This is a genomic window from Streptomyces sp. JW3, from assembly GCF_052216785.1.
GTDB lineage: Bacteria > Actinomycetota > Actinomycetes > Streptomycetales > Streptomycetaceae > Streptomyces.
This window is the reverse complement of record NZ_JBQOUX010000053.1, coordinates 43,543-51,381: the sequence shown is the minus strand read 5'-3', so window position 1 is coordinate 51,381 and position 7,839 is coordinate 43,543. Positions and strand designations below refer to the sequence as shown.

The following is a 7,839-nucleotide window of genomic DNA, read 5'->3' as shown; positions in this document are numbered from 1 at the left end:
GCCCGCGCCCGCCGATGGGCGGACGCGGGCCCGGCGCCGAGGTCCGCTCAGGCGGCGGGCTGCTCCGCGGCGGCGGTGCGGCGCACGCCGACGGCGGCCACCAGCGCGCCGATGACGCACAGCACACCGGCGACGAGCACGGCGGTGTGCACACCGTTCATGAACGCCTGGTGGCTGCCCTCGACGACGGCGTCCCGGAGCCGGGCCGGCATGCCGTCGGAGACCGGCGCGACGCCCATGGCCACCGCGTCCTTGGCCTCCTCCAGACCGGTGGCCGTGGCCGCGGGCACGCCGGCGGAGGTCAGTTCACCGGTGAGGGTGGTGCCGACCCGGCTGCTGATCAGCGACACCAGCACCGAGGTGCCGAGCGCGCCGCCGATCTGGAGGGCGGTCGCCTGGAGCCCGCCCGCCACGCCGCCGTCCCGGACCGGCGCGTTGCCGACGATGGCGTCCGAGGAGGACGACATCACCATGCCGACGCCCAGGCCGAGGGCGATGAACGGCGGCCACATCGTGGCGTACGACGAGTCGGCGCTCCAGCCGAGCATGACGAAGCAGGCGACCGCCTGGAGGGCCATGCCGAGCGGCATCGTCAGCCGCGGTCCGAACCGGCCGGTGAGCGCGGCGCCGAGCGGGGAGGCGACGACCGAGGCGAGGCTCAGCGGCAGGGTGCGCACCCCGGCCTCCACGGGGGTGAAGCCGCGCACGCTCTGGAGATAGAGCATGACGAAGAAGATCACGCCGAGCAGCACGAAGAAGTTCAGCGCGGTGACGCCGGTGCCGATGGTCAGCGCCCGGCTGCGGAACAGCCGCATGGGCAGCAGGGGCGAGGCGACCCGGGTCTCCCAGAGGCCGAAGACCAGCAGGACCACCACACCGGCGGCGATGCAGCCGAGGGTGCCGCCCGAGGTCCAGCCCCAGGTCTCGCCCTTGACGACGCCGAAGACCACGGCGAGCAGTCCGAGGGCCAGCAGCACGACACCGAGGACGTCGAACTTTTCGTCGGCGGCAACGCCGTTCTTGGTCTGCGGGAGCACGATCAGGCTGAAGACCAGCGCGATGACGCCGATCGGGGCGTTGATGTAGAAGACCGACTCCCAGTTGACGTGCTGCACGAGCAGTCCGCCGACGATGGGGCCGAGCGCGGTGGAGACCGAGGAGACCATGGCCCAGATGCCGACCGCCATGCCGAACTTCTGCGGCGGGAAGACGGCCCGCAGCATGCCGAGGGTGTTGGGCATCAGCAGGGCGCCGAAGAAGCCCTGGACGGCGCGGAAGGCGATGACGCCCTCGATGGAGCCGGACAGCCCGATGGCGACGGAGGCGAGGGTGAAGCCCGCGACGCCGATCAGGTAGAAGGTGCGGCGGCCGAACCGGTCGCCGAGCTTGCCGCCGAGGATCAGGGCCGCGGCGAGGGCCAGCAGGTAGGAGTTGGTGACCCACTGGAGGTCGGAGGTGGAAGCGCCCAGGTCCCGGCCGATCTCGGGGTTGGCGATGGAGACGACCGAGCCGTCCAGGCCGACCATGAAGAGACCGAAGGCGACGGCGATCAGCGTCAGCCACGGGTTGGCCCGCCGGCCGCGGGGGCGGTCCGCGGCCGGGGCACGGGTCGGTGGAGCGGAGGAGGCGGTGGGGGCGGAGGGCATGACTGTGCGTGTCCTTCGATCGTGCGGGGAGTGACAGTGGTGACACCGGACGGCGGCACCGGGCGGCCGGTCCGCACGCGACGCGACGGAACGGCCGGGGTGCACCGGGAGGGTTACTGATGAGGAGAGGGCCCGCGAGGGCAGGCGCGCCCCGCTTTGGCGCCCCGGCCGATGACGGGCCGGGGCGGGGTGTCAGGCGCGGGGGCGCAGCTGCCGGTCGAGCGCCGCGAGCGACGACAGGGCCGAGCCCAGGGCGTCCAGCTGGCCTTCGGTCAGCGCGCGCAGGGCGCTGCCGAGGTGTGCGCTCATCAGGCGTTCGACCTCGGCGAGCTGGCGCCGGGCCAGCGGGGTGAGGTGCAGGTGCGCGACCCGCTTGTCGGCCGCGTCCTGGCGGCGCGCCAGCAGGCCCTGCTCGGTGAGCTGGGTGACCAGCGCGCTGACGTTGTTCGCCTTCATCAGCAGGGCTTCGGCCGCCGCGCGGACGGTGGTGCCGTCGTGCTCCTCGACGTGCCGCAACAGCGCGAGCTGCGCCTCGGGCGGCTTGGGGTACGCGTAGTCCTGCGCGACCTGCCGGTCCAGGGCCCGGGCCAGCCGCGGCAGGCACGCCACGAGCCGCGCGGCCACGTGGTCGATGTCCTGCACGGACGCGTTCTCCTCGGGCATACGAGAACTTTAACTATGTCAACATACCTATGTCAAGACAGCCATCGGCACCCACCCGGTCGGGGTGAGTGCCGAGGGCGGCGGCGGTCTACTTGCGGCGCTGGACGTACAGGCGGTCACCCTGCGGGCCGGTCCACTCCAGCCGTACGACACCGGGCACGGCGGCGTCGTCGACGCGCGAGGTGTTGGACCAGTAGCCGGCGGCCGGATTCAGGAAGTAGGTCGCCCACAGGTCGCCCTTGTGGTCGACGAAGAAGTTGTTGTGCCCGGCGCCGACACCGGCGGTGTACCGCTTCGAGTAGGGGCCCTCGAAGCGGTCGGCCACCGCGACGATCGCGTCGTACTGGTACTGCACCCGTCCGGAGGCGGCCACGTCGTAGGCGTGCCGGGTGGTGCCGTCGGCGTTGACGGAGGCCCGGTTCCAGGCGGCGTGGACCAGGTGGTACTTGCCCTTGTACTTGAAGACGTAGGCGCCTTCGAGGTACGGCTCGGGCGAGTAGGGCTGCTGCTGGAACGTCGGCAGGTTCGTCGTCGTGACGATGTCCTCCATGTCGTCCCGGAACCTGGCGTACAGGTTGTTGTGCAGGACGAGCCACGCCTGGTCGCCCTCGGAGTAGAGGCCGCCGTCGATGTGGTGGTAGGCGCCGGGCTCGATGAAGCTCGGCCCGCCGATGAACGAGTCGCCGAAGGGCTTCTCCAGGTTGCCCTCGACCAGCCGGTACGGGCCCTCCACGCCGCCCTCGCTGACCAGCATGAACGAGCCGACCTTCTTGGCGTAGTCGCCGGTGCAGGCGACGATGTACCACTTGCCGCGGAAGTAGTGCGCCTCGGGCGCCCAGGCGTGGCCGCGCTTGCCGTAGGTGGTGTCGGTCCAGTACTCCTGCCACGGCGCGACGACCGTGCGTCCGGTGGTGTTCTCGTCGACGAACTCGGGCGACCACACCTTGCCCTTCTCCGCGCCGGGCCGGATACCGGTGGTGTCGGCCAGTCGCCAGGGGCCCTTGAGGGAGCGGGAGGTCCAGACGAAGATGCCGTCGTTCCAGGGGGCGGCCACGGCGAGTCCGGGGACCCGGGTGGTGCCGGTGGCGACGTAGAGCGGACGGCCGTCGACGACGAAGCAGTTGACGTAGGTGTCCCGGATCCAGACCGTGCCGCGCTCCTCGTCGCGGGGGCGCAACTCCAGGGGCAGCACGAAGGAGTTGTCCGCCCGCGGCCACAGGTCCAGCCGGGCGTCGGCCAGACCGTAGGGCTCGGGGTCGGGCCAGTTCGCCGGGTACCGCCCGTGCGCCGACGCGGAGTTGACCGGTACGGAGCCGGCCGGTGCCGCCTGGGCGGTCGCCGCCGGGAGGACGGCACCGGCTCCCGCGCCGGCGACGGTCGCCAGCAGGGAACGGCGGCCGACGGTGAACCTGCTCTCGGAGTGGCTCATCAGTCACGTTCTCTTTCGTCGTCGAGGGCGCGCCGATGACCTGCCCGGGAGGGCAGCCGGCACGGAGGAGTGACCAGGGGTGCGCTTCAGCATGCGAACGCGCGCCGAATTACGTCAACACTCCGGATATTTAATCCGGACGGGGCCCGCCGCCCCGGTCCGTGGGTCGCCGCGTTCTCGCAGGCAGTGGCGGAATGTGAAGTCATGAAGATCGTGTAACGCGGGGTGACCGGGCCGGCGTGCTCGCGCGTGCCGCCAGGTGACCGCCGGTGCCACGGAGCTGAGGCTCACGGCGTCGAAGCCGGCTACCGCGATGTTCTCGGGGCCCGGACGCCGCGCGCGTGGCGGGCGTCGGCGCGGGTGGCGGCGACGTTGTCGAGGACGGCGGCGGCGAGTTCGGCCGCCGTCGCAGATCTCGCGCTGATCTCCGGACCCCGGCCGGCGGGCCCGGCACACAGCGGTGCCCGCCCGGACCCCTGGGCACGGGGTCCGGGCGGGCGGCGGGCGGCGGGCGGCGGGCGTCAGCCGGCGTACGTCTCGAACTCGGCGACCTGCGGTACGCCGTTGGAACCGGTGATCTCGAAGGTGATCTTGCGCAGTGCGGTGGCGGGGAAGGTGATGACACCGGCCCCGCTGCCGGAGGTCAGGACGGCTCCGGTGTCACCGTTGAGGACCCGCCAGGCGCCGATGCGGCCGGCGGCGGCCGAGGTCTCCCGGACGGCGATGGTGGACACCGTCGTGGCGGAGCCCCACTTGATCGAGACCGAACCGGTCGAACCGCTCGGCGACCAGTAGGTGCTCGGGTCACCGTCGCGCACGTTGCCGTAACTCGTGCCGCTCGCCTTGCTGGAGCCGTCGGAACCGGCCCCGATGCTGAGGTTGGTCCCAGTGGGGTCCGTGGGCTCGGGCGACGGGTCCGTGGGGTCGGTCGGATCGGTGGGGTCCGTCGGCTCCGGTGTCGGGTCGGTCGGCGTCTGGGGCGAGCAGCTGCCGTCCGACACCTTGAGTCCCTTGCCCGCGCCGGCCGTCTGGCTCACGATGTCCGGTACGCACGCCGCCTGGTCGAGGGCGTACGCGTAGGGGATGCTCACCGTGGTGTTGGACTGCGGGTCGGGGCCCGCCGGGTTGGTGTCCTCGCCCGGCGCCGACCAGGTCACGTTGTCGTAGATGTTGCCGCTGACCTGCCAGTAGCCGGCCTGGTCGGTGTAGAAGGTGCCGAGGACGTCCTTGGAGTCCTCGAAGTAGTTGTTGTCCACCTTCGCCTTGGCGCCGGCCCGGGAGTTGATGCCGGACTCGTTCAGGCTGACGTAGTGGTTGTTGTAGATGTGGGAGGTGCCGCCGCGCAGCAGCGGGGTGCGGGAGTCGATGTTCTCGTACAGGTTGTGGTGGAAGGTGACGTAGCCGTTGGAGACATCGCTCTCGCTGGACCCGATCAGGCCGCCGCGGCCGGAGTTGCGCAGGGTGCTGTAGGACAGCGTCACGTACTGGGTGTTGTCCTTCATGTCGAAGAGGCCGTCGTACCCCTCCGACTCACCGCCCGACGCCTCCAGGGTGGTGTGGTCGACCCACACGTTGCGGACGTCGCTCTCCATGCCGATGGCGTCACCGCCGTTGGAGGTGGGTGAGCCCGACTTCTTGACGTTCTTGACGGTCACGTTCTGGATGATGATGTTGCTGGACTCGCGGATGTGGATGCCCAGTTGATCGAAGACGGCACCGCTGCCGACGCCGACGATGGTGACGTTGCTGATCTGCTTCAGCTCGATCACGCCGGCGGCGGTGTTGCAGCTGTCGCCGGACACCTTGGCGGTGTTGGCGTGGTTGATGGTGCCCTCGACCTCGATGACGACCGGGGTGTCACTCGCGGCCCGGTTGCACAGGGCCTCGTGGATGGCCGTTCCGGTGGTGGCCCGTACGGTCTGGCCGCCCGCGCCGCCGGTGGTGCCGCCGTTCTGGGTCGCGTAACCGGTGGCGCCGGCGGTGGCCGCCGTCGCCTCCGGTGCCGTCAGGACCGCGCCGGTCGCCGCCGCGAGGGCCATCGTGGCCAGTGTCGCGTACAGGCGCACTGCGACTGGTCGTCTCATGCTCGCACTCCCCTTGCCTTCTGCCATGTCGGGTGTGGTGTCGTGCTGAACCGTGCCGCCCGTTGCGACGCGCATCGCCGAGGTGCCGGCCGCCGAGACGAGCGCAGAAAGCGCTTTCCGCGTGGGGAGAATAGGGTGACGGCTGAGTAACTGGCAAGAGTCCGTGCGGTGCGGGCCGGGCGGGACGCGGTACGTCCTCGGGGGCGGCCCTCCGGGTGATCCGCCGGCTCCTGCTATGGTCTCCGTCAGCACGCAGGCCTTCCTGGCCGGGACAGATGTCCGCCGGGGAGGCTTTTTTCATGCCCGGTTGCGGGCAGTTCACCGCCTCGGAGGAGTCAGATGCCCGTCCTCGTCCGCCCCGCCCTCGCCGCCGACCGTCCGACCGTGGAACGGCTCTGGCTGATGTTCCGGCACGACATGTCCGAGCCGTCCGGTTCGCTGCCCGAATCGGACGGGTCCTTCCGCGCCGACCGGCTGCGCTCGGCCTTCACGGACGCCGACTGGGCGCCGTACCTGCTGGTGAGCGGCGACCGGCCGGCCGGTTTCGCCTTCGTCCGCGCGTTGCGCGGCCCGGCACGGGTGATGAACAGTTTCTTCGTGGTGCGGGGCGCGCGTCGGGCGGGGACCGGACTGCGGGCCGCCCAGGAGGTCGTCGCCAGGCATCCGGGGCCGTGGGAGATCCCCTTCCAGGACTCCAACCCGCCCGCGGTCGCGTTCTGGCGGCGGGTGGCCGCGGAGATCGCCGGTGACGCCTGGACCGAGGAGCGGCGGCCGGTGCCGCATCGGCCGGAGGTGCCGCCGGATGTGTGGATCTCGTTCGTCGGCCCTGCGCGCCGTGACTGACCAGGGCGGGACGGTGTCCTGCTGAGGGGTGGCCGACCGGGGCGGGAGGAGGCCGGGCGGCCGGAAGGGCCGGGTGCCGGAAGGGCCGGGGCCGGACCGAATCCCACCGCGCCCTGCGGGGCGCGGGGCACGACCCGCAGGACGCGAGGCCCGACCCGCAGGACGCGAGGCGCGAAGCCGTCCCGCCGCCCCGCTCACCGCGGCCGGCGCCTCACAGGCGCCTCAGCAGGGGTAGTCCCAGGCCCGCGCGATGTCGCGCAGAGGGGCCGGTACCTCCTCCGGGGACGGCAGCGGCCGGGCCTTCTGGACCGACCCGGACTTGATGTTGTCGCTCCAGTCACCGATGAACGGGACGAACGGCCCGTGGTCGCCCTTCCGGTACTCCAGCATGCCGGGCGCCCAGGAGACACCGAGGAACGCGCAGATCTCCCGGGTGACCTGCTCCGGCCGCTCGGTGAGTTCCTCGTAGCGGACGGTCAGGCCAGGCAGTGCGGTGCGGGCCGCCTCCACCGCCTCCACATAGCCGCGCACCTCCCGGACGGTGGCGTCGAGGTCGCGGTCCGGACGGTTGTTGATCAGGGAGCTGACCATCGAGGCGGGGTGCCGCAGCAGGAAGATGTACCGGGCCCCCGGCCAGCACTCGTGCAGCCGTTCCCAGACCCCGGCGTTGCCGGGCGTCTTGTCGACGATGATCTTCTTGCCGCTGCGCACCAGCTCGCGGTGGAGTATCCGGTCCCACAGCAGGTACTCCAACTCCCGCTGATCGAGCTGGAGTTCCGCCATCGCCTTCTTGGTGTACGGCTTGGTCAGGTCGACCGTGAGGGTCCGCAGATGCATTTCGTGCGGGGCCCGGATCTCCGGGTGGCTGTTGAGCAGCACCCGCAGCAGGGTGGAGCCGGACCGCACCGAGGAGATGACGAAGACCGGTTCCGGTACGAGCCGTCGGGCCGACTGGGGCACGGGAGGTTCGGCGAGTCTGAGCAGCCGCCGCCGTATGCCGCGCGCCACTCGACGCATGTCCGTTCTCGTACCGTTCGACATCGGCACCGCGCTTCCCATCGGCCTGCGAGCTGGACCCCCCTGTTGGATGCTTGACCATAACGTGGGACACCCCCGGGGCCGCCATGGGAAAGCGATGAGAATCCCATGAATCAGGTGCGTACGGCAGGGATCG

Annotated in this window: 6 protein-coding genes; 1 reads left to right on the top strand and 5 read right to left on the bottom strand. The window is 71.3% G+C overall.

Annotated elements, in window-relative coordinates:
• Positions 1-47: 47 nt before the first annotated feature.
• From ACTT8P_RS21815 to ACTT8P_RS21800, 4 genes are all read right to left on the bottom strand, one after another.
• Positions 48-1,646, bottom strand: coding sequence for an MFS transporter (locus tag ACTT8P_RS21815; protein WP_442833378.1), 1,599 nt, complete (start codon positions 1,644-1,646; stop codon positions 48-50).
• A gap of 192 nt (positions 1,647-1,838) precedes the next feature.
• Positions 1,839-2,309, bottom strand: coding sequence for a MarR family winged helix-turn-helix transcriptional regulator (locus ACTT8P_RS21810; protein ID WP_442833377.1), 471 nt, complete (start codon positions 2,307-2,309; stop codon positions 1,839-1,841).
• Between the two features lie 88 nt (positions 2,310-2,397).
• Entirely contained in the window at positions 2,398-3,738 is a 1,341-nt protein-coding gene (locus ACTT8P_RS21805) for a family 43 glycosylhydrolase (RefSeq protein WP_442833376.1), read from the bottom strand.
• Between the two features lie 521 nt (positions 3,739-4,259).
• Positions 4,260-5,822 (bottom strand): pectate lyase family protein, encoded by a 1,563-nt coding sequence (locus ACTT8P_RS21800; protein ID WP_442833375.1) that lies wholly within the window; start codon positions 5,820-5,822, stop codon positions 4,260-4,262.
• Positions 5,823-6,161: 339 nt separating this feature from the next.
• Between ACTT8P_RS21800 and ACTT8P_RS21795 the strand changes: the two genes are divergently transcribed.
• Complete coding sequence (locus ACTT8P_RS21795) at positions 6,162-6,665, top strand: GNAT family N-acetyltransferase (RefSeq protein WP_442833374.1); 504 nt, start codon at positions 6,162-6,164, stop codon at positions 6,663-6,665.
• A gap of 222 nt (positions 6,666-6,887) precedes the next feature.
• Here ACTT8P_RS21795 and ACTT8P_RS21790 read toward each other — a convergent pair whose 3' ends face one another.
• The gene (locus ACTT8P_RS21790; protein ID WP_442833373.1) at positions 6,888-7,682 is read right to left on the bottom strand and encodes a sulfotransferase family protein; all 795 of its coding nucleotides are present in this window, start codon (positions 7,680-7,682) and stop codon (positions 6,888-6,890) included.
• Between the last annotated feature and the right edge of the window lie 157 nt (positions 7,683-7,839).